The sequence below is a fragment of the Sporanaerobacter acetigenes DSM 13106 genome, from assembly GCF_900130025.1.
GTDB classification, from domain to species: domain Bacteria; phylum Bacillota; class Clostridia; order Tissierellales; family Sporanaerobacteraceae; genus Sporanaerobacter; species Sporanaerobacter acetigenes.
This window is the reverse complement of sequence record NZ_FQXR01000002.1, coordinates 151,831-173,811: the sequence shown is the minus strand read 5'-3', so window position 1 is coordinate 173,811 and position 21,981 is coordinate 151,831. Positions and strand designations below refer to the sequence as shown.

The window sequence follows — 21,981 nt, the reverse complement described above, 5'->3', positions numbered from 1 at the left end:
GTGTGAAAATGGATTTGCATAGCTTAATTGATAGGTTTCATGAAATTTATGGTTGGGGAGAGATAAGAAAGTTTTTTTCTCCTAGTAGAGTTAATTTAATTGGAGAACATATTGATTACAATGGAGGTCATGTATTGCCTTGTGCTCTTGAAATAGGGACTTATGGTTTGGTTAGAAAAAGAGATGACAACAATATAAGACTTGCTTCTGAAAATTTCGAATTAAAAATAGAAATAAATATTGATGATTTAAACTATAAAAGTCAAGATGGGTGGGCCAATTATCCTAAAGGAGTTATTTATTTTATGAAACAAAATGGCTATAGAATTTCAGGAATGGATATTTTAGTGTGGGGAAATATTCCTAATGGAGCTGGGCTTTCTTCTTCAGCATCTTTGGAATTGCTAATAGCTGAGATGATTAACGATTTATTCAATGACGGAAGGATTTCTAAAATTGATTTAATAAAGCTCTGTCAAGAGGCAGAAAATAAGTTTATAGGAGTAAGATGCGGAATTATGGACCAATTTGCTATTTCTATGGGCAAAAAAGATAAGGCAATGCTTTTAGATTGCAACAGCCTCCAGTTTGAGTATATAGATATGAATATGAAAGATTATATATTAGTCATTATGAATACCAACAAAAGAAGGAAATTAAATGAATCTAGATACAATGAAAGGAGAAATGAATGCGAAAAAGCTTTAAATATTGTTAAAAACTATAAAGACATAGAAAATCTCTGTCAAATTTCAATAGAAGAATATGAAGAAATAGAAAAGCATATATTTGAAGCTCATATTAAAAAGAGAATTCGTCATGTGGTTTATGAAAACCAAAGAGTTTTAAATGCTTCTAAAGCGTTGCAAAGTGGAGATATAGATAGAGTAGGTAAACTCTTTGTTGAATCTCACAATTCCTTAAAGGATTTATATGAAGTGACAGGAAAGGAATTAGATACTATAGTAGAAGCTTCTATAGAGCAATGTGGGTGTATAGGTGCTAGAATGACTGGTGGAGGATTCGGAGGATGTGCAATAGCAATTGTAAAAAATGATAGTGTAGATAATTTTATGAATAAAGTTGGTACTTTATATAAAAGAAAAGTAGGATATAGTCCTGAATTTTATATTACGGGCATAGGTCATGGAACTAGAGAACTATTTTGAGGAGGTGATTTTATATGGCTATACTGGTCACTGGTGGTGCAGGGTATATTGGAAGCCATACAGTAATGGAATTGTTGGAAAATAGAGACGAAGTAGTTGTTGTTGATAATTTAGTTAAAGGTCATAAGAATGCAATTAAAGGTGGAAAATTTTATTGTGGAGATATTAGAGATGAGGATTTTTTAGATAGGGTATTTAAAGAAAGTGAAATAGAAGCTGTTATTCATTTTGCTGCATATTCTCTTGTTGGAGAAAGTATGAAAGATCCAATAGGCTATTACAACAACAATGTAAGAGGAACCATTACTCTTTTGCGTTTTATGAAAAAACATGGAGTGAAGAATATAGTATTTTCATCTACTGCTGCAGTATATGGAGAAGCTAAAAATGTTCCTATAACAGAAGATGATGATACTTGTCCTGAAAATCCCTATGGTGAAAGCAAATTGGCTATTGAAAAATTGCTCAAGTGGGCAAGTGATTCTTTAGATATAAATTATATTGCTCTTAGATATTTTAATGCTGCTGGAGCTCATGAAAGTGGAGTTATAGGAGAGGATCATGATCCTGAAACGCATTTGATACCTATTGTATTGGAAACAGCTTTAGGAAGAAGAGAAAAGATTATAATATTTGGAGATGACTACAATACTCCTGACGGAACTTGCATAAGGGATTATATTCATGTAATGGATTTGGCTCAAGCCCATTTATTAGCATTAGATAAACTTAAAAAAGATGGCGAAAGTGGAATATATAATTTAGGCAATGGAAAGGGATTTTCCGTAAAAGAAGTTATTGAGAAATCTAAAGAAGTTACGGGACGAGATATCCCTGTGGAAATAGGAAATAGAAGAAAAGGTGATCCTCATATATTGGTAGCATCTTCTGAAAAAGCTAAAAAAGAATTGCAATGGAAGCCCAAATACAATAGTTTAGAAAAGATCATAGAAGATGCATGGAAATGGCACAGCAACACTCATTAGAGGGACGCTAAATGACCAGCCAAACGAAATATCCCCGTGGCGGAGAAAAAATAAATGTCGGCATTTTTGACCGACATTTATTTTTTTATGGGAAATCTATTTTAGATATTTATCCATCCAATTGGTGATTTCAGTTAATCTTCTAATTCTATGTTTTGGTTTTCCACTTCTGCTAAGTTCATGATTTTCTCCATGGAACATGCAAAGTCTTGCATCTACTCCATGATATTTTAGAGCAGTGAACATTTGAATTCCCTCTGCTAGCCAACAACGATAATCTTCTTCTGAATGAATAAATAATGTAGGAGTTTTGGCCTTGTCTGCATATTTTAATGGAGAGTGGAACCAAAGTTTCTCCATATTGTTCCAAGGAGTACCATCTTGTTCATTGTCTACAAAATAATATCCAATATCAGTAGTACAGAATTTTGAAATCCAGTTTGAAATACTTCTTTGACTTGCAGCAGCACTAAATCTATCGGTGTGGCCTATTATCCAGTTTGTCATAAATCCACCATAGGAGCCACCAGTCACACCAATTCTTTTCTCATCTATAAATGGATATTTTTCAAGTATTTTATCTGTAAACATCATAAGATCATCATAGTCAATAGTTCCATATTTTCCACGAATATCTGCAAATTCATTTCCTCTGCCGTCACTGCCTCTAGGATTGCAGAAAAATACGGCATATCCTTCATTTGCCCAGTATTGCATTTCATGATAGAATACTTCACCATAGACAGTTTTTGGTCCACCATGGACATCTAATATGCCAGGATATTTTTTATTTTTGTCAAAATTTACAGGCTTAAGTATCCAGCCTTCAATAGTTGTTCCATTTTCAGTTTCAAAAGTAATTCTTTCGGGTTTAGAAATCTTTTTAGTTTTAACTACCCATTCATTAAAATCTGTAATTTGAATTTCTTCTCCATCTTCTAGAGAATACAATTCTTGAAGTTTCATATTTCTTAATCCTATAAATAGGATTTTTCCATTGTGTACGTCAAAGCCATCAATAGCTCCACCTTTAGTGATGAGTTTATCAATATGGCCATTTTTATCTATTCTATTTATATAGGAGGAGTTCCACTCTGTAGTTTCAAAATATAAATAATCTTCATCTATTCGGATAGATGGAGTTCCACCATATCTACAGTCAGAACCTACTGAATTCCAAATACTTAAATCAAATGTATCCGTTATCTTTTTCACATCTTTTGTATTTTCATTCATGATGTAGAAATGATTGTTTTCATTGATACCATAATGCTTCATATCATTACCAGCAAAAATAATACTATTTCCTAGAAAACCAGCATAAGCATAGGCAAATCCGTCTTCATGAGTTAATTTTTCAAGATCTTTTTTAGTTATATCATATATATATAAATCCGCTGCTAGAGGCATTTTATCTTTGAAAGAATTAGATATAAATAGAGCTTTTGAATGATCTTTACTGAGGTTAACAGCCTCAACATTTGTCCATTCATCAGTTATAGCTTCAACTTTTCCACTATCTACATTGAATAAATATAATCTATTTCTTTTTTTATTGGTGAAACCTTCTCCATTTGCCCAGAAAGGTATTTCATCCAATACTTCATAGTCCTTTTCTTCTTTTAATTTAGCTATGGCTTCTTCTTTTTTACTGCCTTCCAATTGGTCTAAATGGATTTTATAGTGATTGTATACCCCAGTCACTAGATAATTTTTATCATTTACTTTTTTTATTCCAGTCACAGTTAAAGGCACTTTGAAAGCTTCACAAGCTTCTCCGCCATGAATATTTATTTTGTAATAATTTGTGAATTCCTCTCCCATTTCGAGTGCTTCTTTGTCCTTTGGATTTCTCATGGCAGGGAAAAGAATATTTTCATTATCTAGCCATATAAAAGTTTTTTCGCCATCGAGAGAAGTAAGCTTAAAATATTTTTTTGTCTCTACACTGTAAATCCAAATGTTTGATAAGTATTTGTTTTCATTTGCATCCATTCTATGAACTACAAATCCTACATATTTTCCATCAGGAGAATAATTAAGACCTGAAAGAAATTTGTACTTTGTAAAATCATTTAATTTTAAATTTTCCAAAGATATCCCCTCCAAACAAATATTTCGAGTCTCTAATAATATTATACACCAATATGTCAATATGGGAAAGCGGAAGTTGTTTTTTGGGTATAATAGTATATAATGAGATTAAATAAGAGTAGAGGTGATAATGTGGAAAAAGGCTATGTACATGTATACACGGGCAATGGGAAAGGAAAGACTACAGCAAGTTTAGGCCTTTCAGTGAGGGCAGCATTGGCAGGAAAGAAAGTGTTTTTTGGTCAATTTGTTAAAGGCATGGAATATAGTGAATTAAAAATAGTAGATTATTTGCCAAATATAGAAATACATCAATTTGGAAGAGATTGTTTTATATACAATGATCCTACAGAAGAAGACATATTAGTTGCTAAAGAGGGGCTTGAAATATGCAAAGAGGTTTTAAAAAATGGAGAATATGATTTGGTAGTATTAGATGAAATAAATATAGCCCTATATTATAAACTTTTCTCTGTAGAAGAAGTTTTAGAAATGATAAAAGAAAGAGAGCATCATGTAGAAGTAGTATTGACGGGAAGATATGCACCAGAGGAAATAGTAGAAATAGCCGATTTAGTGACAGAAATGAAAGAAGTAAAACATTATTATACAACTGGACTAATGGCGAGAAAAGGCATAGAATTTTAATTGTAATTAAATTAAGGTAGTGTTAAAATGATAAATGTAATTTTTCTAGGACAATTTATTTCTACTTATAAAGGAGTAAAAGAAGATGGTATTTAGTAGTTTAATATTTCTATTCTTATTCTTGCCTGTAGTTTTAGTATGTTATTATTTATCAGGGAATAGATTTAGAAATTATATACTATTGGGTGCAAGTTTATTTTTTTACGCATGGGGGGAACCAAGATATATATATCTAATGTTGTTTTCAATAGTTATTAATTATTTTATTGGTCTGAAGATGGATATTAGTTCTAAGTCTAATAAAAAGTTATTGTTACTTATCTCAATTATATTTAATTTATCCCTTCTAATTATATTTAAATATGCTGATTTTTTATTTGGAATAAAAGGTATTCGTTTACCTTTGGGAATATCATTTTATACATTTCAGATAATGAGTTATGTAATAGATGTATATAGAAAAGACGCTGAAGTTCAAAGAAATATCTTTGACTTAGCATTATATGTGAGTTTATTTCCTCAATTGGTTGCAGGACCCATAGTAAGGTATCAAACTGTAGTCGAACAAATTAGCATTCGGGAGTATTCACTAGATAAATTTGCTGATGGAGTCAATAGATTTGTGCTAGGATTATCTAAGAAAGTGATTTTAGCCAATCAATTGGCATTGGTGGCAGATGGAGTTTTTATAAAAAATGTAGCTAATTTATCTATTGTTGAATCTTGGATTGGAATAGTATGCTATACTTTTCAAATATATTTTGATTTTAGCGGATATAGTGACATGGCAATAGGGCTTGGAAAGATGTTTGGATTTGATTTTTTGGAAAACTTTGATTATCCCTATATATCACAATCAGTGTCTGAATTTTGGAGGCGATGGCATATATCTTTAGGAAGCTGGTTTAGAGATTATGTTTATATTCCCTTGGGGGGAAATAGAGTATCTAAATTTAGGCTATATATGAATGTACTAGTGGTATGGTGTTTAACTGGTTTATGGCATGGTGCAAATTGGACATTTGTTGTTTGGGGCTTGTATTATGGTGTTTTTCTAATATTAGAAAAGGCATTCTTAGAAAAAGCATTAAAAAAATTACCGAAGATATTAAGGCATGTTTATTTGTTATTGGTAGTAATCATTGGATGGGTATTTTTTAGGGCGGATAATATAGTTCAGGGAATAGATTTTATTAAGGTTATGATGGGATTTGGTACAAGCCCAATAACTAATAATAGTGTTTCAATCTATATTAATGATTATTGGTATATTATAGTTGCAGCTGCCATCTTTTCAACACCTATTATGGACAAGTTTAAAAGAGTTATATTGAGGAACAACAAAAACTTATTAGAAAACGGTGTAGTTTATAAACTTCAGAGTTTGATACTTATTATTTGTATGTTTATAGTTATTGTTTTATTGACTGGTTCTAGCTATAATCCATTTTTATACTTTAGATTTTAATAAAGAAGGAGTTCAGAATGAATAACAGAAAAGCCAAATGTGTAGCAATTCCATTTTTAATTATTATATTTACATTCTTTTTTGTGAATTTATTTAATACAGATAAGATAGTGAGTGTTTCTGAAAATAGGAATCTTGAAAAAAAACCAACAATTGAAGATTTTAAAAATGGCAAGTATTCAAAAAAGTTTGAAAACTATTATGATGATCAATTTGCATTTAGGGAAAAGTTGATTAGAATTAATAGAATATTTGAAGCTAAATTAAAGAAGAGCGTAGTTGGGAATTATTATCTTGCTGATGACAATTGGATTTTAGGAATGTTTCCAAAGATTTTAAATGGAGAGGAATTAGATAAGTATTCAAGTACTATTAATGAATTATCAAAGATTAGTGCTGATATGGGGAAAGATGTATATTTTACCATGACACCTCATAAAACTAATATGTTAAAACACCTATACCCTAAATTTGTAGACAATAAAGAAAATATAAATATAAATAAAGAAGCTTTTAAATCAAAATTAAATTCAAGTAATATAACATTTTTAGATATTGATGGGGCCATGTCAAATAAGTTTAGTGGAAAAGAACTTGAGAAATTATATTTTAAAACTGACCATCATTGGAATGGTACAGGAGCATTTGAAGGTTTTAAATTAATGGCTGAAAAGATGGAACTGGATATTTCTTCTGAAAAGCTAAAGGAACATTTTAGCAAGTACAAGGTCATGAAATGTGATGAAAAAGACTTCATTGGTAGTTACAATAGAAATTTGAATATGATAGTGAAAGAAAATGAATATCCAATATATGTTTACTTGGAAGGGCAGAACTATGAATACTTTTTAAATAATGGCAAAGAAGACAAAAGAGTTGAAGAAAAAAAGGTTATAGCTACTTCTAGGAATAAGAAAAAGTGGGACTATGGTGGAGCTTATATTAGGGGAAATGTTTGCAATATATTAAAAATAAAAAATAACAAATCCTTGATAGATAAAAAAATCCTTATTTTTAGGGATTCTTATCAGGCACCTACAACACTAATGTTTGCTGATTTATTTAGGGAAGTTCAATTTGTCGATCCTAGAAATATAGGAAATATTAAGATAAGTTATGAAAAAATCATTGCAAATAGTGATTGTGATATAGTTATGTTTATGTACAATAGCTCTGGATTTGATTCTATGATTCAAAATATGATTGATATATAAACACAAGGGAGAGGCTTTCTGTGTTACAACACAGAAGAACCATTTCCTTGTGTTTTACATTTATTACAGATTCCACTGTAATAAATGCTTTTTTTATTTATTTCAAAGTCTTCAATACCTTCCTCTTCTAAATCAGTGACAAACACTTTAAAATCATATATTTTGCCACAATTTTCGCATTTAAAATGACCATGAATTGAAGTATCTATATCATATCTGGATTCTTTTTCGTCTATAGTTACGATTGCAACAACACCTTTTTTTAAGAATATATCCAATGTGTTATATACGCTGGTTTTAGATAGAGTAGGGATATCATCAGTTAGTGCTTCATATATTTCATCAACTGTTGGATGAGTTTTATTTTCCATTAAATATTTAAGTATTTTTATTCGAATGGTAGATGGTTTTATATAGTGATTTCGTAGATATTCTTTTAATTCTAAAGTATTTGTTTCCATGGATATATTACTCCTTTCAAATATTATAAATTAAAATGAATTCATATTTGCAATGGTTACAATTAATTATATTTATGGCAATTGTTTTTGTCAATATCTTTTCTTAAAAGATTTTATGTTGTATTATAATGAGTAGGCAATAAAAGAAAATAGACAGAAAAGGAGAGACGTGAATATGTATCAATATACACCCAGAGGAGTTTGTAGTCAATATATTTATTTTGATGTAGTTGATGGAAAAGTTAAAAATGTAGAATTTATTGGGGGTTGTGATGGAAACCTTCAAGGGATTTCAAGACTTGTAGATGGTATGAAAGTAGATGAAGCCATAGATAGACTTTCTGGTATTAAATGTGGACATAAGGATACTTCATGTCCTGATCAGTTTTCAAAGGCACTTATGGAGTATAAAAATATAGAACAAAAAAGTTTGTAGGGATTCCTACAAACTTTTATTTACCTTTTTTCCATTGATTCAAATGAATGATTTTTCCCATACTTTCAACATCTTTGTTTTTATCTTCTTTAAGCACATCGAAAACTTTTTTCCCTAGAGGCGTAATAGATATACTTGGACCAGAATTGTTTTCGAATATAGAGCTTTCATCATAATTCAACAAACCCATAAGATCAAAAAACTTAATTATATATTTATCAAAAATTGGGGTTTTGATATCTTTATATTTTACTTTTTCATAATTGTATACAGTATTTGTATTTAAATTGCTTAAATTATCTACTATTTCAAATCTATTGTCTTGTTCTAATATATTTTGAGGAGAGTGAGTAAGTTCATTCCATCTCAATATATTCCATATATAATCTATGAATAAAGCTGCTTTTTCCCAATCGCTCAATTTTAGATATTCATCTTTTTTTGAAGAGTACACTAGTTTATTTCTTAAAACAGACAATATATTGTAGCATAGAGAAAATTTATAAAATAGATTTAATAGTGGAGATGTGGGAGCAATATTTTCATCATTATTTCCTATGCTAAACAAATACTTTTCATAATTTTTCAAAAAACCAATGGTCTTTGAATTCAAATTGTCTTTCATAGGAATATCAAGGTCTCTATCCCATTTAAATGGAATAGATATAGGGGTTTTTGGTGTAAAATAATTTTCCCTATTTTTGCTTATATCAAGTATTTCATTATAGATTTTTTTATAATCTCCTTCTACTTCATTGTCAATTAAAAACTTTATATATTTTTTAATTGTGGCAATATAAGAATTGAACTGAGTTTGAGAACTTATAAGGCCTGAATTTATGCCTTCTTTAAAAAGAGAATCAAAATTTATTTTATCTATATCATATAAGGTAAGTTCATTGTCATATAAATAATAATCATACAAATCAATAAGATTTTTTATATGTTTTTTAACTGTATTTTCACTTAAATTTTCTTCAAGATATTGTTCAAATTCTCCTAGTTCTTTTGAAAGCTGTAGGCTTTCATCATCATCAAGATCTAAAATTTCATAAATACAATCAGTATATGCTTTATAGATATTTAAACTGTATTTTCTAAGATATTCTTCCATGGAAATATCAGGTTCTTTTTTTCTGATCAAATTATAATCATAATATATAGCTCTTCCAAAGGTTTCCTTGCCTATTAGAGGAAGAAAACTTATATCTCCTACAAATTTTTCATATACAATAACCTTTGCAACTCTACCAAATATCAATTCTGATTTTTCAACAATTTGAGATAACTCTGGTTCCCAAACTATATGATGTGTGTTGCTAAATATATCTTCAACATACATAAGATCTCCATTTATATTTTTTATTTCAAATAAACTTATGTGGGATTTGTTTCTTTCTATAAGTACTTCTTTTTCCAAATCATCCAGTTTATGAGATTCTTCTTCGAGAAAGTGTTCAATAAAATTTTTGCCATATTTAGTCTTATAGTCTAAACTTATCCATACATTGAAAGCCATTCTAGTTCTTCTTTCATCAAAATCTGGATAATAAAATTCAATGGAATCAATAGTTTTTTCTTTTTGGAAAAAATCATCTATATAATTGAGAAGTTTTCGCGTAGCATTTTCTTGAATAGCCATTATTTGTTCATAATCAAGCTTACCCATATTTTCCTCCAAGTCTAAAAATAATAGTATATAATATTATATACTATTTGGATATATTTTGCATATATTTTGAAATATATTTTGGAAAGTTTTATATTGTATACAAAAAAAGTCCTGAATTTCAGGACTTTTATCTTTGAGATAGGGAGTATTTTAATGAAGTGTTTTCTAAATCAGTATATATGTCTATTTTTTCAAAATAACCATTTTTTCTTATAACAGGGCAAAAGTTTTTTGATTTTACAGCTTCAATGAAATCTTCTTCATCTCGAATAGTAGAATCAAAATAAGTAGCATACTTTCCCACATTTTGAGATACATGCGCATCACTGGCCCCTAAGCAGGGTATATTAAGTTCAGTGGCTAATGCATAAGCATATAGATTATGATAAGGGAAAGTGCTTCCATTGAAAGCTTCTACTCCAGAAAGAATATTTGATACCTTTCTTATATGTTCTCCCAATCCTCTATTGTTGTTTCTAAAAGGGTGAGCACTTATTGCTACACCATTATTTTTTTCAACTATTTCAAGTAATTCATTGGCATGGAGCATATTTTCTGGAACATTGTCAACTCCAAAAACTAGTATATCTCCTTCAAAAGTAAGTATTTCAGCTCCAACTATGACTAAAATATCATTTATCTTTGCAGAATTTCCTATTTCTTTTCGCAAATAGTTATTGTCATGATTTGTTACACATATTCCATCTAGTCCTACAAATTTTGCAGTTTCAATAGCTTCTTTAAAGGTTAAATGACTATCAAAAGAGTATTTGCTTTCGTGCAAATGTGTATCTATGATCATTATTTATTACCTCCATCTATATTCTATTAGAATTTTACCACAGAAGTGCTTGTCTACAACGCATTATAGAAAATAATGATAGATAGACAATTATGTATAGAAAAAGCTTATGAATTTTGTTATTTTTTCTTAATAAATGATTCTTTTTTCAGAAAATTTGATATCATTGAACTAATGAATATTGAGAGGGGGCATTAAGATGATTAAGTTTAAAGATTATGAGTACAAGAGACTAGATATGGACCAGATAAGAGAAGATTTTACTCATTTGATTGAAAAATTTGAAGCTTCTTCAAATGTAGAAGAACAAAATAAAGTCATGAAAGAAATAAATGTATTGAGAGAAGAAGTAGAAACTGCGGGAAATCTAGTGTATATAAGACATTCAATCAATACAGAAGATGAATTCTATGAAAAAGAACAAGAATTTATTGATGAGAATATGCCACTATATGAAGAAGTAATGACTAAATACTATAAGGCTTTGGTGAATTCAAAGTTTAGAAGTGAACTTGAAGAAAAATGGGGAAGTCATTTATTTAATTTAGCTGAAATGCAGCTTAAAACTTTTTCACCAGAAATAATTGAGGATTTAATCAAAGAAAATAAGCTTGTATCAGAATATGCGAAACTTATAGCTTCTGCAAAGATAATGTTTGAAGGAGAAGAAAGAAATCTTTCTCAAATGCAGCCTTTTATGCAATCTAAAGATAGAGAAGAAAGAAAAAAAGCTTATGAAGCCTATACAAGCTTTTTTGAAGAAAATGAAGGAAAATTCGATGAAATATATGACAACTTGGTCAAAGTAAGAGATGGAATGGCTAAAAAATTAGGTTTCAAAAACTTTGTAGAACTTGGATATGCTAGAATGTCCAGAACAGACTACAACAAAGAAATGGTAGCTAATTATAGAAAACAAGTAGAAGAGGATCTAGTACCAGTGGTTATTGAACTTAAAGATAGACAAAGAAAAAGACTTGGACTTGATGAATTTAAATACTATGATGAACCATTAGAATTTTTAACTGGAAATGCAACTCCAAAGGGAGAAGCTGATTGGATTCTTGAAAATGGAAAGAAAATGTATAGTGAACTTTCTCCTGAAACAAATGAGTTCTTTACATTCATGGTGGAAAGAGAACTTATGGATCTTGTAAGTAAAAAAGGCAAGATGAGTGGGGGATATTGTACTTATATACCAAAATATAAATCACCATTTATATTCTCAAATTTCAATGGAACTAGCGGAGATGTAGATGTACTTACTCATGAAGCAGGTCATGCTTTTCAAGGATATTTAAGTAGAGAAATTGAAGTGCCAGAATATATTGCTCCAACTCTTGAAGCATGTGAAATTCACTCTATGAGCATGGAATTTATAACTTGGCCTTGGATGGGATTGTTCTTTGAAGAGGAAGAAGAAAAATACAAATTCAGTCACTTAAGTGGAGCTGTAAATTTTGTTCCTTATGGTGCGACAGTAGATGAATTCCAACATTTTGTCTATGAAAATCCCGAAGCTACTCCTTGTGAAAGAAGAGCTAAATGGAGAGAAATAGAAAAGAAATATCTTCCATTCAGGGATTATGAAGACAATGATTTCTTAAATAGAGGAGGATATTGGTTTAGACAAGGTCATATATTTGAAGTGCCTTTCTACTATATTGATTATACTTTGGCTCAAGTTTGTGCATTACAATTCTTTATCAAATTTAAAGAAGATAGAGAAAAGGCTTGGAACGATTATATAAGACTTTGCAAAGCTGGAGGAAGTATGCCTTTCTCAAAATTAGTCCAATATGCAGGACTACAAGTTCCCTTTGAAGATGGATGTATAAAGAAAGTCATGGGACCTATAAAAGAATGGCTTGATAATGTAGATGATTCAAAATTTTAGTTAATATTAAAGCCCTGATATTTATCAGGGCTTTAATATATCTAATAGGCTTTTTCAGGTTCAGGTATTACTTGTTTGAAAAGTAGCATCATATCTCTACCTTTCTTTTCATTGTGTTTTATAAATTTCCAAAAGACAAATATGGCAAACAGTGCTCCAAAATTGTTTTCTATCAAATCTGTCATGGTATCAAATAGGCTATCTTCTTGTGCCAGTCTATATCCTGGGGTTCCTCTAAATATTAAATCACCTGTAAACTCAAGTATTTCCCAAGCCACACCTGCAGTGTTTACAAAACCAAAAGTAAATACATCTGTTTTTAATTTTATACCATGTTTTGTATGTTTAGAATAGTGTAGTTCTGAACTCAATACTACAGTTATGACTACCAATGCTATGAGTCCTCCACCAAGAAAGTGTAGAAAGCTATCATATAGTGGATATTTGTCATAGAAGTGAAGAGTTTTTCCAAATACCGAATGGAGCATGGTATGGAAAGTGATCATAAATCTAAATTCTTCCAATATAACTATATGGAATTTCTTTTCAATATAATATGGGGAATATATTAGAAACCCGCAAAAAAGATTAACTAATAAATTTGGAAGAACAAATAAAAAAATGCTACAAATTATAGGTATTATTCCTACGATAAATGCAAAACACTTATTGATCTTTTTAAAGATTAAAAAATTTTTTTTATCGGTAAAAAGTAAGGTTTCAGATATCTTATAGCTAGTTTCCAAATTATTCGCCTCCACTTCGATAGCTCTCATTCCAATTTTCATCATATCTGCATCCTTTTCACTATTATAATAATTATTATAACAATGATTTTTCACAAGGACAAGGGTATGAATTGTAATTTTTTTGTTAGAATAAAAATAGTTGAAAAAAATATAAATTGAGGTAAAGTATAGATATAACGAAAATATCAGGGGTGTTTGTATGAAAAATAAAAGAAGAGCTATGAAAATAGGACTTATAATTGCGTTTATAGCTGTACTTATTTATCTTATTACCAGTATAAATATATATGATAAAGAAAGTTTAACAGACTTTTTTTCTACAGCCAAAGATGATAGAAACTTTTCTGTGTTTTTTACTGTTATTTCAACGGCATTAGTTATATTTTTTGTACCTATTTCTTGGCTCAATGCACTGTCAGCTTTCTTTTTTGGAATTAAAGGCTTTATTTTTATAGCCATTGCTGGTGTGATAGGTTCTATTGTGTCTTTTTATATAGCCAGAGTGTTTCAAGAAGATGCAATGAAAATTGTATATAAAATATACAATAAAAAGAAGAGAAAAGTTACATTAAATGAAGTGATAGAAAAGATAGATAAGTTTGGGATGGGATATGTGTTTTTTATGAGAAGTATGCCTTTTATACCTTTTAGTATAGCTAATTTTGTGTCAGGGGTTACTTCTATTAAATTTGTAGATTATTTACTTGGAACTATATTGGGATTAATTCCAGGACAGTTCATAACCAATTTATTTTTTGCAAAAGCAGTTAGCATAAAAGAAGATCCTATAGGAGCTATAATTGCAGCTGGAATCAAAATAGGGTATGTTGTAATAATTTTGTTGTGGCAAAAGAAAAGTAAATATAGAGTTAAAGAATAGGCTATTTTAACCGATATATATGGTAGAAGTATAAGAGGGGGGAATACTCATGCACATAAATGGTGTATCAAACACTATTTCAAATCAACAATATGATCCATCAATAGTTCAAAGGAATATTCGTGATGGAGAAAAAGCTATAAGTTCAGATGTAGGAAATAGACAATTAAGGGGTCATGAAGAAAGAAAATATAGCGAAGAAGAAATTATTGGGGCAATAGAATCAGCAAATGAGAAATTTGTTGCATATGACAGAAGATTTGAATTTTCTATTCATGAAAAGACAAAACAAATAATGGTTAAAGTTATAGACGTAACTACAGATGAGGTTATAAGGGAAATACCTCCTGAAAAAATATTAGATATGGTAGCTTATATTTGGGAATCGGTAGGACTTATAGTTGATAAAAAGATATAAGGTGGTGATATTATGTACAACAATTTGAGAATTACAGGTCTTGCATCAGGCATGGACACAGAAGAAATGATAAAAGGTCTCATGGAAGCGGAAAAAGTGAGACTTAATAGGGTAGAACAGGACAAGCAGCTTTTGGTATGGAAAAGAGAGATATACAATGATCTAAATAAAGACTATGCCAATTTTATATTGAAAAGTAGAAAAAATTTTGGTCTAACTACTACTACATCTACAGGAGCCTTTGTATCCAGATCCTATGAAAATTTAACTTGGGTGAAGAAAGCCACTTCATCAGATGAAACCATTGCAACAGTTAGCAGTACATCCAAAGCTATGAACGGGAACTATGAGATGGAAGTTAAGCAATTGGCTGAAGGAGTTAAGGCTGTTAGTGGAGAAAAGGTAACTGTTGAAAATGGAAACAATGAAAATCTGGCAAGTCAATTTGAACTAGGAAATGATGCTATAATAAAATTTACTATTGAAACTAAAAATGGCATCAAAACATTTAAATTTGGGAATGTAGAAGATGCTGATATTAAAAAGTCCTTAAATGAAATTTCCTTAAATGATGTGGTTAAAACTATAAATAGTGCAAAGGTTAAAGATGGAGAAAAAGAAGTATCCTTGGGGCTAAAAGCCAACTATGATGCAAATATAGATAGATTTTTCTTGCAGACAGAAGATACAGGAGTAGGGTCAAAGTTGAAGATTTCGGCGGATGTTGATAGTTATGGAAAAGCTTTTATTGATGCACTTAATCTAAATGTAAATGGTGCAAAGTACAACATTGGTGACGAAAAAACTGGCAAATCTGCTGTTGTAAATTTTGATGGGGCAGAAAATATTATTATGGATTCCAATCAATTCACTATAAATGGCATAGACTTTAATTTAAAATCTATAGGAGCATTTACTACTACTATAGGGACAGATATAGATGCTTTTTATGACAAGATAAAGCAATTTGTAGATGACTATAATGAATTGGTGGAAAAGACAAGTAAACTTCTTACAGATAAAAGATATGGAGATTATAAACCTCTTACAGCAGATCAGAAAAAAGCAATGGAAAAGGAAGATATAGAGCTTTGGGAAGAAAAGGCTAAAAGTGGACTATTAAGAAGCGATGATTTATTGTCTAGAACCATGCAAAATTCAAGAACTTGGATGTATAATGAAGTAAAAGATGTAGAGGGAAGTTTCAATCGCCTATTTCAAATAGGAATAGATACAGAAAAGTATTCAAGAGGAGTTATTGGTGGCAAACTCGTTATTGATGAAGTTAAGCTAAAAGATGCTATAAGAAAAGATCCAAATGGAGTATTGGAGTTGTTCTTTAAAGAACCTGAATATGGAAAAGATAAACTTAAAGGTGTTACTTCTTATATGTCAGAAAAGGATTTGAGTGGTGAACAAATTAGAGCTAAAAGACAACAAAGTGGTGTTGTTACAAGACTTTATGACAATCTTATTTCTGGTATGCAGGATATAATAGAAAAGTCTGGTACAGGAGAAGATTCAAATATATATAGAAATGTAAAATCTAATATGCTCATAGAATTTGTTACAAAGCATGGTAGCATTAGTACTATTGATAAAGATGTGCTACAATTGGAAAAGAGGATAGATGATTTAAATGATTATTTAATAAGAAAGGAGAATAGTTATTATTCACAATTTGCTGCTATGGAAAAGGCTATTTCTCGTATGAACCAGCAAAGTATGTGGCTTATGCAACAGTTTTCTAGTAAATAGTTGAAAGGATGGGGAATATGGCATACGATGCTCTCAATCAATACAAACAAAACACAGTTTTTACCGCAACACCTGAAGAATTGACCCTTATGTTGTATGATGGTGCAATAAAATTTATAAATATTGCAAAGTTAAATATAGAAAAAGGTGATGTAGTTAAAGCTCATGAGGCCATTATTAGAGCAGAGGATATAGTAATTGAGTTAAATGCTTCACTTAATATGGACTATGAAGTATCTAAAAATTTGAGAAGTATATATGATTTTGTGATGGAAAAATTGGTAGATGGAAATATTAAAAAAGATGTGAAACCACTAGATGAAGCATTAGAACTCTTAACGGACTTAAGAGACACTTGGAAGGAAGCAATTAAAGAAGTTAAAAAAACTAGATATAGTGCTAAGTAGGTGTTTAAATGGAAAAAAATTTAGTTGATGAAATGATAAGGATATCTAATGAAAAGCTTAAATTGTTGAATGTCATATTGGATTTGACCAAATTGGAAAGAGAATATATTGATAAAGAAGATATGGACAAGATAAATGGAATATTAGATGAAAAAGACAATGTTATCAATAGAATAGACAAATTAAATATACAATTTTTGACTTGTTTTTCTCAACTTAAAAAAGAAAACAATGTAAATGAATTAGACGAGCTGGAGATAGAAGATTATCCAAATTTAAAGGAACTGAAAGAAGTAGTAATTGAAATAAAATCGACATTTATGGCTATTTCTCTTATAGATGATGAAAACAACAAGGAAATGGCCAAAGGACTTGAAAAGATAAAAGCAAACTTAAAAAGCATAAAAAAAGGCCAAAAAGCATATAAAGGATATAACAAGACTTTAAATGAAAGTATACTTATTGATGAAAAAAAATAGCTGCTAAATTTAGCAGTTGTTTTTTTAATCTAATTTTCTACATATAGTGCTTGACTTTTTTCTAAATACTACAATAAGAATAAGTATAATTATCAAACAATTATCAATATTATCATATATGGACGAATTTTGTATTAAAAAAACTTGTCCACTATTTATCAAGAATTTTATCCACAGTCAAAAATTTATTATGTACAGTTTTCCACAGACTTATGCACATTATCCACAAAAATGCTCCAAAAGTATCCACAAAGGTTCTTTGTAAATCTGTTGATAAATATATAAATAAATATACAATAGTGTTGAATAAATTTAATTTGCAAAATATTTTGTTATAAGTGAGTTTTGTGTGGGTATTATATATAATATACTAAATATAAGTAGCTAGTCTACTTATACTGAAAGGAGCTGGGTTTATGAAGATAAATAGTACAGGTAAAAACATGGAGATAACAGATGCCCTTAGAGATGTTACTTACAAGAAATTGGGGAAACTTGACAAGTATTTTCAAAGTGATGTAGAGGCAAATGTTACTTATAGTGTGGAAAGAAATAGAAAAATCATTGAAGTAACCATAAACCTTCCTGGAACCATTCTTCGAGCTGAAGAGTCAAGTGATGATATGTATACTTCTATAGACAAGGCAGTAGATATACTAGAAAGACAAATCAGGAAATATAAGACTAAACTTCAGAAGAGATATCAAAATGGAGAAACTATAAGATTTGAAAATATTCAACCATTGCCACAAGAAAATCAAGAAGTAAATAAACCTAAGATAGTGAAGACTAAAAGATTTGCTATGAAACCAATGAATACAGAGGAAGCAATACTTCAAATGGAATTGTTAAGACACAATTTTTTCATGTTCATGAATGCAGAAACTGATGAAGTAAATGTTATTTATAAAAGAAAAGATGGGAATTATGGCTTGATTGAACCAGAGTTTTAATAGTATAATATGATATATAAATTGCAGGATAAATATCCTGCAATTTTTTATTGGAAGGGGAGGGGTAGAATTGTTTATTGAATTTATTATTTTATCTATTGTCATAGGTCTTATAAGGGGAGGTAAATTTTCCAATCTATTTAAAGTCAATTTTAAAAAGATGTGGCTTTTGATTGCAGCACTAATTATACAATATTTGTTGATAGTTATAAATTTCATGGATGAAGTCAATTATATTGATAAGCTATTTAGGTATATGAACAAATTGGCTATTATATCCTATGTACTGTTGCTTATCGGTATAATAATGAATTTAAGATATAAATCCCTATGGGTAGTACTTGGAGGGGCAATTTTAAATTTTACAGTTATGGCAGCAAATAACTGGAAAAGACCAATCCTTTTGGAAGGAATAGGATTAGAAGGGTTTGAAAGATTTCACAGATTGTTAGAACAAGGAAATCTTCCACTATATACGACTATAACTCAGGGTACAAAGCTTTCAGTACTGGGAGATATAATTATAGTTCCTAAGCCTTATCCTTATCCACATATATTCAGTATAGGAGATTTGATAATTTCTTTGGGCCTTTTCACATTGATACAGGAGATAATGTTTTTTGGTAACAAGTACAGTGGTTCAAGATATAATTATATAGGGAGAATTTGACAAGTGTTGTAACTAGAAAAAATTAGTGATAAAATTAGATGATGCGTAGATACACTTTTGAGAGGTGGTTTTAAATGAAAAATTTTTTTGAAAAAGTATTTGGTAGTTTTTCTGAAAAAGAAATAAAGAAAATAAGTCCATTGGTAGATGAAATAGAAGAATTAGAAGAAGAAACAAAGAAGCTTTCAGATGAGGCTCTTAGAGAGAAAACTGCAGAGTTTAAAGATAGGGTGGCAAAGGGTGAGAGTTTGGATGATATCCTTCCTGAAGCTTTTGCAGTAGTAAGAGAAGCTTCATCTAGAGTACTTGGAATGAGACATTTTAGAGTACAACTCTTAGGTGGTATAATACTTCATCAGGGAAGAATTGCAGAAATGAAAACTGGTGAAGGGAAAACTCTTGTTGCAACTCTTCCTGCCTATTTAAATGCTTTATCAGGCAAAGGAGTTCATATAGTTACAGTCAACGACTATTTGGCAAAAAGAGATAGAGAGTGGATGGGTAAAATATATGAATTCTTGGGACTAAGTGTAGGATGTATACTTCATGATATGGAAAATGATGAGAGAAAAAGATCCTACAATTGTGATATAACTTATGGTACGAACAATGAGTTTGGATTTGACTATTTAAGAGACAATATGGTTATATATAAAGAAGAGATGGTTCAAAGACCATTGAACTTTGCCATTATTGATGAGGTTGACAGTATTTTAATAGACGAAGCTAGAACTCCACTTATCATATCTGGTGCAGGAGATAAATCTACAAAGCTCTATTATGTAGCTGATACTTTTGTGAAGGATTTGAAAGGAAGAAAGCTAGATCCAAGTGAAAGAACTACAGATCCTTTTGATAGAGAAATAAAAGAAGAAGTAGTGGATTTTGTTGTGGATGAAAAGGCAAGAACTGTTACATTAACTGAAAAGGGGACTAAAAAGGCGGAAAGCTTCTTTGGTATTGAAAATTTGGCAGATCCAGAAAATATGGAAATAGCTCATCATATAAATCAAGCACTGAAGGCCAGATATCTCATGAAAAAGGATATAGATTATGTGGCAAAGGATGGAGAAATCGTCATAGTAGATGAATTTACAGGAAGGCTTATGTATGGTAGACGATATAGCGATGGACTTCATCAGGCAATTGAAGCCAAGGAAGGCTTAGAGGTAAGAAGCGAATCTAAGACATTAGCTACTATTACATTCCAAAATTATTTTAGAATGTATGATAAACTTTCTGGTATGACAGGTACAGCTAAAACTGAAGAAGATGAATTTAGGGAAATATATAATATGGATGTAGTGGAAATTCCAACAAATAAGCCTGTTATAAGAGAAGATTTACATGATAGCGTATATAAGACAGAAGAAGCTAAATTTATTGCAGTAGTAAAGGAAATAAAGGAAAGACACGAAACAGGTCAACCTATACTTGTAGGTACAATTTCTATTGAGAAATCTGAAATTTTAAGCAAAATGCTCAAGAAAGAAAGTATATCTCATGAAGTTTTAAATGCCAAACATCATGAAAGAGAAGCAGAAATTGTTGCTCAAGCAGGTAGAATAAATTCTGTGACTATTGCAACCAATATGGCTGGACGTGGTACGGACATAGTTCTTGGAGGAAATCCAGAATATCTTGCAAAGGAAGAAATGAAAAAGAAAAAGTATACAGATCATGTTATTTCTCTTGTAGATAGCTTTTATGAAACAGATGATAAAGAAATATTGGAAGCAAGAGAGACCTATAAGAAACTTTATGCTAAATACAAAGATGAGACTGATAGAGAGCATGAAGAAGTAGTGAAAGTTGGAGGACTTCATATTATAGGTACAGAAAGACATGAATCAAGACGAATAGATAATCAGTTAAGAGGTAGAGCAGGTCGTCAAGGAGACCCAGGAAGTACCAGATTTTATATTTCTCTTGAAGATGATTTGATGCGTTTATTTGGTGGAGATAGAATTCAAGGAATGGTAGATAGTTTGAAACTACCAGATGATGAACCATTGGAACATAAACTTCTTAATAAAACTATTGAGAATGCACAAATGAAAGTTGAAGGAAATAATTTTGCCATAAGAAAGCATGTTCTTCAATATGATGATGTCATGAACAAGCAAAGAGAAGTAATATATGGAGAGAGAAAAAAGGTATTGGAAGGGGAAAATTTAAGAGAGTATATCATATCTATGACTAAAACTATAATAGATGGTGCAATAGAGATGTATTCTCAAGGCAGCAAATTCCCAGAAGAATGGGATTTGGAAGGACTTGAAAATTATTTAGAAAATATATTTTTGCCTAAAGGATTTTTGACTGTTGAAAAAGTTCAAAAATTTAGTGATGAGGAGCTTAAAGAAGAAATATATAAATTAGCAGAGGAATTGTACAAGAAGAAAGAAGAAGGCATAGGAGAAGAAAGATTTAGAGAAATTGAAAGAATTGTACTTCTTCAAGTTGTAGATAATAAATGGATGGATCATATAGATGCTATGGATCAGTTAAGACAAGGTATAGGACTTAGGGCTTACGGGCAGGAAGATCCAGTGAGGGCATATCAAATGGAAGGATTTGATATGTTTGAGGAAATGATAAAGAGTATTCAAGAAGATACAGTTCGTTTCTTGTATCATGTGGAAATGCCTGACAAGATGGAAAGAAAAAGGGTTGCAAAGGTGATGGGAACCAATCAGGAAGGTGAAGATGTTAAACAAAAGCCAATAGTTAAAGGTAAAAAAATTGGTAGAAATGATCCATGTCCTTGTGGAAGTGGAAAGAAATATAAGAAATGTTGTGGAAAAGATTTATAAGATT

The 21,981-nt window shown here is 30.3% G+C and carries 20 protein-coding genes; 15 read left to right on the top strand and 5 right to left on the bottom strand.

The features are described 5' to 3' along the window. Nucleotides 1–8 precede the first annotated feature (8 nt). Together BUA21_RS00850 and galE are read left to right on the top strand one after the other, a co-directional pair. Nucleotides 9–1,169 carry a galactokinase gene (locus BUA21_RS00850; protein WP_072742639.1) on the top strand — a complete coding sequence of 387 codons (1,161 nt, stop codon included), beginning with the start codon at nt 9–11 and terminating at the stop codon, nt 1,167–1,169. Nucleotides 1,170–1,183: 14 nt separating this feature from the next. Further along, nucleotides 1,184–2,155 (top strand): UDP-glucose 4-epimerase GalE, encoded by a 972-nt coding sequence (gene galE, locus BUA21_RS00845; protein ID WP_072742638.1) that lies wholly within the window; start codon nt 1,184–1,186, stop codon nt 2,153–2,155. Between the two features lie 96 nt (nt 2,156–2,251). Here galE and BUA21_RS00840 read toward each other — a convergent pair whose 3' ends face one another. Then, nucleotides 2,252–4,249, bottom strand: coding sequence for an alpha/beta hydrolase family protein (locus tag BUA21_RS00840; protein WP_072742637.1), 1,998 nt, complete (start codon nt 4,247–4,249; stop codon nt 2,252–2,254). Nucleotides 4,250–4,381: 132 nt separating this feature from the next. On the opposite strand from BUA21_RS00840, the gene cobO reads away from it, so the two are divergent. From cobO to BUA21_RS00825, 3 genes are all read left to right on the top strand, one after another. Beyond that, nucleotides 4,382–4,897 (top strand): cob(I)yrinic acid a,c-diamide adenosyltransferase, encoded by a 516-nt coding sequence (gene cobO / locus BUA21_RS00835; protein ID WP_199228908.1) that lies wholly within the window; start codon nt 4,382–4,384, stop codon nt 4,895–4,897. A 238-nt stretch (nt 4,898–5,135) separates the two neighbouring features. Next, complete coding sequence (locus tag BUA21_RS00830; protein WP_234973663.1) at nt 5,136–6,365, top strand: MBOAT family O-acyltransferase; 1,230 nt, start codon at nt 5,136–5,138, stop codon at nt 6,363–6,365. Nucleotides 6,366–6,382: 17 nt separating this feature from the next. Then, complete coding sequence (locus tag BUA21_RS00825; protein WP_072742634.1) at nt 6,383–7,579, top strand: alginate O-acetyltransferase AlgX-related protein; 1,197 nt, start codon at nt 6,383–6,385, stop codon at nt 7,577–7,579. A 23-nt stretch (nt 7,580–7,602) separates the two neighbouring features. On the opposite strand, the gene BUA21_RS00820 is transcribed toward BUA21_RS00825, so the two are convergent. Continuing rightward, nucleotides 7,603–8,040, bottom strand: coding sequence for a Fur family transcriptional regulator (locus BUA21_RS00820; RefSeq protein WP_072742633.1), 438 nt, complete (start codon nt 8,038–8,040; stop codon nt 7,603–7,605). Nucleotides 8,041–8,215: 175 nt separating this feature from the next. Here BUA21_RS00820 and BUA21_RS00815 point away from each other — a divergent pair, with 175 nt between their 5' ends. Next, nucleotides 8,216–8,476, top strand: coding sequence for a TIGR03905 family TSCPD domain-containing protein (locus BUA21_RS00815; protein ID WP_072742632.1), 261 nt, complete (start codon nt 8,216–8,218; stop codon nt 8,474–8,476). 16 nt (nt 8,477–8,492) lie between these two features. Here the strand turns inward: BUA21_RS00815 and BUA21_RS00810 are convergent, their stop codons facing one another. Together BUA21_RS00810 and BUA21_RS00805 are read right to left on the bottom strand one after the other, a co-directional pair. Beyond that, nucleotides 8,493–10,145 (bottom strand): hypothetical protein, encoded by a 1,653-nt coding sequence (locus BUA21_RS00810; protein ID WP_072742631.1) that lies wholly within the window; start codon nt 10,143–10,145, stop codon nt 8,493–8,495. Nucleotides 10,146–10,275: 130 nt separating this feature from the next. After that, the gene (locus BUA21_RS00805) at nt 10,276–10,950 is read right to left on the bottom strand and encodes a PHP-associated domain-containing protein (protein WP_072742630.1); all 675 of its coding nucleotides are present in this window, start codon (nt 10,948–10,950) and stop codon (nt 10,276–10,278) included. Nucleotides 10,951–11,149: 199 nt separating this feature from the next. On the opposite strand from BUA21_RS00805, the gene BUA21_RS00800 reads away from it, so the two are divergent. After that, nucleotides 11,150–12,847 carry a M3 family oligoendopeptidase gene (locus BUA21_RS00800; RefSeq protein WP_200796486.1) on the top strand — a complete coding sequence of 566 codons (1,698 nt, stop codon included), beginning with the start codon at nt 11,150–11,152 and terminating at the stop codon, nt 12,845–12,847. A 41-nt stretch (nt 12,848–12,888) separates the two neighbouring features. Here the strand turns inward: BUA21_RS00800 and BUA21_RS00795 are convergent, their stop codons facing one another. Then, a complete protein-coding gene (locus BUA21_RS00795) occupies nt 12,889–13,635 on the bottom strand; it encodes a hypothetical protein (protein WP_072742629.1) in 747 nt (248 codons plus the stop codon). Nucleotides 13,636–13,795: 160 nt separating this feature from the next. On the opposite strand from BUA21_RS00795, the gene BUA21_RS00790 reads away from it, so the two are divergent. The 8 genes from BUA21_RS00790 (at nt 13,796) to secA (ending at nt 21,977) form a co-directional block, all read left to right on the top strand. Continuing rightward, the gene (locus tag BUA21_RS00790) at nt 13,796–14,476 is read left to right on the top strand and encodes a TVP38/TMEM64 family protein (protein ID WP_072742628.1); all 681 of its coding nucleotides are present in this window, start codon (nt 13,796–13,798) and stop codon (nt 14,474–14,476) included. 49 nt (nt 14,477–14,525) lie between these two features. Next, nucleotides 14,526–14,894 (top strand): flagellar protein FlaG, encoded by a 369-nt coding sequence (locus BUA21_RS00785; protein ID WP_072742627.1) that lies wholly within the window; start codon nt 14,526–14,528, stop codon nt 14,892–14,894. 12 nt (nt 14,895–14,906) lie between these two features. Beyond that, nucleotides 14,907–16,652 (top strand): flagellar filament capping protein FliD, encoded by a 1,746-nt coding sequence (gene fliD / locus BUA21_RS00780; protein ID WP_072742626.1) that lies wholly within the window; start codon nt 14,907–14,909, stop codon nt 16,650–16,652. Between the two features lie 17 nt (nt 16,653–16,669). Then, nucleotides 16,670–17,059: a flagellar export chaperone FliS gene (gene fliS, locus BUA21_RS00775; RefSeq protein WP_072742625.1), complete on the top strand. Its 390-nt coding sequence runs from the start codon at nt 16,670–16,672 to the stop codon at nt 17,057–17,059. A gap of 8 nt (nt 17,060–17,067) precedes the next feature. After that, complete coding sequence (locus BUA21_RS00770) at nt 17,068–17,538, top strand: flagellar protein FlgN (RefSeq protein ID WP_072742624.1); 471 nt, start codon at nt 17,068–17,070, stop codon at nt 17,536–17,538. Between the two features lie 416 nt (nt 17,539–17,954). After that, entirely contained in the window at nt 17,955–18,491 is a 537-nt protein-coding gene (gene hpf, locus BUA21_RS00765; protein WP_072742623.1) for a ribosome hibernation-promoting factor, HPF/YfiA family, read from the top strand. Between the two features lie 70 nt (nt 18,492–18,561). Beyond that, the gene (locus BUA21_RS00760; protein ID WP_072742622.1) at nt 18,562–19,161 is read left to right on the top strand and encodes a DUF5317 domain-containing protein; all 600 of its coding nucleotides are present in this window, start codon (nt 18,562–18,564) and stop codon (nt 19,159–19,161) included. A 74-nt stretch (nt 19,162–19,235) separates the two neighbouring features. Continuing rightward, nucleotides 19,236–21,977, top strand: coding sequence for a preprotein translocase subunit SecA (gene secA / locus BUA21_RS00755; protein WP_072742621.1), 2,742 nt, complete (start codon nt 19,236–19,238; stop codon nt 21,975–21,977). The last annotated feature ends 4 nt before the right edge of the window (nt 21,978–21,981 follow it).

Coding starts and splice junctions, on each gene's coding strand:
- BUA21_RS00810 (WP_072742631.1), bottom strand. CDS start 10,145: ATGGGTAAGCTTGATTATGAACAAATAATGGCTATTCAAGAAAATGCT.
- secA (WP_072742621.1), top strand. CDS start 19,236: ATGAAAAATTTTTTTGAAAAAGTATTTGGTAGTTTTTCTGAAAAAGAA.
- BUA21_RS00785 (WP_072742627.1), top strand. CDS start 14,526: ATGCACATAAATGGTGTATCAAACACTATTTCAAATCAACAATATGAT.
- BUA21_RS00800 (WP_200796486.1), top strand. CDS start 11,150: ATGATTAAGTTTAAAGATTATGAGTACAAGAGACTAGATATGGACCAG.
- BUA21_RS00820 (WP_072742633.1), bottom strand. CDS start 8,040: ATGGAAACAAATACTTTAGAATTAAAAGAATATCTACGAAATCACTAT.
- BUA21_RS00825 (WP_072742634.1), top strand. CDS start 6,383: ATGAATAACAGAAAAGCCAAATGTGTAGCAATTCCATTTTTAATTATT.
- galE (WP_072742638.1), top strand. CDS start 1,184: ATGGCTATACTGGTCACTGGTGGTGCAGGGTATATTGGAAGCCATACA.
- BUA21_RS00790 (WP_072742628.1), top strand. CDS start 13,796: ATGAAAAATAAAAGAAGAGCTATGAAAATAGGACTTATAATTGCGTTT.
- BUA21_RS00795 (WP_072742629.1), bottom strand. CDS start 13,635: ATGAAAATTGGAATGAGAGCTATCGAAGTGGAGGCGAATAATTTGGAA.
- BUA21_RS00815 (WP_072742632.1), top strand. CDS start 8,216: ATGTATCAATATACACCCAGAGGAGTTTGTAGTCAATATATTTATTTT.
- BUA21_RS00850 (WP_072742639.1), top strand. CDS start 9: ATGGATTTGCATAGCTTAATTGATAGGTTTCATGAAATTTATGGTTGG.
- fliD (WP_072742626.1), top strand. CDS start 14,907: ATGTACAACAATTTGAGAATTACAGGTCTTGCATCAGGCATGGACACA.
- hpf (WP_072742623.1), top strand. CDS start 17,955: ATGAAGATAAATAGTACAGGTAAAAACATGGAGATAACAGATGCCCTT.
- BUA21_RS00770 (WP_072742624.1), top strand. CDS start 17,068: ATGGAAAAAAATTTAGTTGATGAAATGATAAGGATATCTAATGAAAAG.
- fliS (WP_072742625.1), top strand. CDS start 16,670: ATGGCATACGATGCTCTCAATCAATACAAACAAAACACAGTTTTTACC.
- BUA21_RS00805 (WP_072742630.1), bottom strand. CDS start 10,950: ATGATCATAGATACACATTTGCACGAAAGCAAATACTCTTTTGATAGT.